Below are 2,575 nucleotides of genomic sequence, written 5' to 3' on the forward strand. Positions count from 1 at the left end.
AATGCGGATGGACAAGCTCACCTCGCGTTTCCAGCAGGCGCTGGCAGACGCACAGTCGCTGGCCGTGGGCCGCGACAACAGCATCATCGAACCGGTCCACCTGTTCAGCGCGCTGCTGGACCAGCAGGGCGGCAGCACGCGCCCGCTGCTGGCGCAGGCCGGGGTGAACGTGCCGGTGCTGCGCGAGCGCCTGACCGAGGCGTTGGACGCGCTGCCCAAGGTGTCCGGCCAGGCCGGCAACGTCTCGATGGGCAATGACCTGGGGCGCCTGCTGAACCAGACCGACAAGCTGGCCCAGCAGCACGGTGATGCCTTCATCGCCAGCGAGTGGTTCGTGCTGGCGGCGCTGGAGGATGGTGGCACGCTGGGCATGGCGCTGCGCGCCGCCGGTGCCGACAAGACCCGCCTGCAGGCGGCCATCGACAAGCTGCGCGGCGGCGAGAACGTGCAGTCGGAGAACGCCGAGGAGCAGCGGCAGGCGCTGGAGAAGTACACCATCGACCTGACCGCGCGCGCCGAGAGCGGCAAGCTCGACCCGGTGATCGGCCGTGACGAGGAAATCCGCCGCACCATCCAGGTGCTGCAGCGCCGGACCAAGAACAACCCGGTGCTGATCGGCGAGCCCGGCGTGGGCAAGACCGCGATCGTGGAAGGGCTCGCCCAGCGCATCATCAATGACGAAGTGCCCGAAGGCCTGCGCGGCAAGCGTGTGCTGTCGCTGGACATGGGCGCGCTGATCGCCGGCGCCAAGTTCCGCGGTGAATTCGAGGAGCGCCTGAAGGGCGTGCTCAACGACCTGGCCAAGAACGAAGGCCAGATCATCCTGTTCATCGACGAGCTGCACACCATGGTCGGCGCGGGCAAGGCCGACGGTGCGATGGATGCCGGCAACATGCTGAAGCCGGCGCTGGCACGCGGCGAGCTGCACTGCATCGGTGCGACCACGCTGGACGAATACCGCAAGTACATCGAGAAGGACGCTGCGCTGGAGCGCCGCTTCCAGAAGGTGTTCGTCGGCGAACCCACGGTGGAGGACACCATCGCGATCCTGCGCGGGCTGAAGGAAAAGTACGCCGTGCACCACGGTGTGGAGATCACCGACCCGGCCATCGTGGCTGCCGCGACGCTGTCCAACCGCTACATCACCGACCGCCAGCTGCCGGACAAGGCCATCGACCTGATGGACGAAGCCGCCTCGCGACTGCGCATGGAGATCGATTCCAAGCCGGAGGAGCTGGATCGCCTGGAACGCCGGGTAATCCAGCTGAAGATCCAGCGCGAGATGCTGAAGAAGGAAAAGGACGAAGCCTCGCGGCAGCGCCTGGCCGATCTCGAAAAGGACATCGATGCGCTGGAGCGCGAGTTCTCCGATCTCAATGAAATCTGGAAGTCGGAGAAGGCGGCGCTGCAGGGCGCCACCAAGATCAAGGAACAGGTCGAGCAGGCCAAGCTGGAGCTGGAAGCTGCGCAGCGCCGCCAGGATTTTGCCAAGATGAGCGAAATCCAGTACGGCCTGTTGCCGCAACTGGAAAAGCAGCTGGCTGCGGCCCAGGAAGCCGAGCACAAGGACTTCAAGCTGGTGCAGGACCGCGTGACCGACGAGGAGATTGCCGAAGTCGTATCGCGCTGGACCGGCATCCCGGTCAACAAGATGCTCGAAGGCGAGCGCGACAAGCTGCTGCGCATGGAAGAAGTGCTGCACAACCGTGTGGTCGGCCAGGAAGAGGCGATCAAGGTCGTCTCCGATGCGGTACGCCGCTCGCGTGCCGGCCTGTCCGATCCGAATCGTCCGGCCGGCTCGTTCCTGTTCCTCGGCCCGACCGGCGTCGGCAAGACCGAGCTGTGCAAGTCGCTGGCCGAGTTCCTGTTCGACAGCGCCGACGCGATGATCCGCATCGACATGAGCGAATTCATGGAGAAGCACAGCGTGGCCCGCCTGATCGGTGCGCCTCCGGGCTATGTCGGCTACGAGGAAGGCGGCTACCTGACCGAGGCCGTGCGTCGCCGCCCGTACTCGCTGATCCTGCTGGACGAAGTGGAGAAGGCGCACCCGGATGTGTTCAACATCCTGCTGCAGGTGCTGGACGATGGCCGCCTGACCGACGGCCAGGGCCGCACCGTGGACTTCCGCAACACCGTCATCGTGATGACCTCGAACCTGGGCTCGCATCAGATCCAGGACATGAGCAGCGACGACAGCCCGGAGGCCTACACGCAGATGAAGGCGGCCGTGATGGGCGTGGTACAGGCGCACTTCCGTCCGGAGTTCATCAACCGCCTGGACGACATCGTGGTGTTCCACCCGCTGGACAAGCAGCAGATCAAGCAGATCGCACGCATCCAGATGCGCGGGCTGGAGAAGCGGCTGGCCGAGCGTGGGTTGAAGCTGGCGGTCTCCGATGCGGCGTTCGATCTGCTCGGCAACGTCGGCTTCGATCCGGTGTATGGCGCGCGGCCGCTGAAGCGGGCGATCCAGTCGCAGCTGGAGAATCCGCTGGCGCAGCAGATCCTGTCCGGCGCGTTCGTCAACGGTGACACCATCGAAGTCGGCAATGAGGGTGGGCATTTGGTCTTC

1 protein-coding gene is annotated in these 2,575 nt (G+C 65.4%); it reads left to right on the forward strand.

Going from position 1 to position 2,575, the window contains the following annotated elements:
• Position 1 precedes the first annotated feature (1 nt).
• Positions 2–2,575: ATP-dependent chaperone ClpB (gene clpB / locus ACM0PY_RS21135; RefSeq protein ID WP_414609529.1), on the forward strand; the 2,574-nt coding region annotated here is incomplete at its 3' end.

The organism is Stenotrophomonas sp. BR163, from assembly GCF_047520985.2.
In the GTDB taxonomy this organism is placed as follows: Bacteria; Pseudomonadota; Gammaproteobacteria; order Xanthomonadales; family Xanthomonadaceae; genus Stenotrophomonas; species Stenotrophomonas sepilia.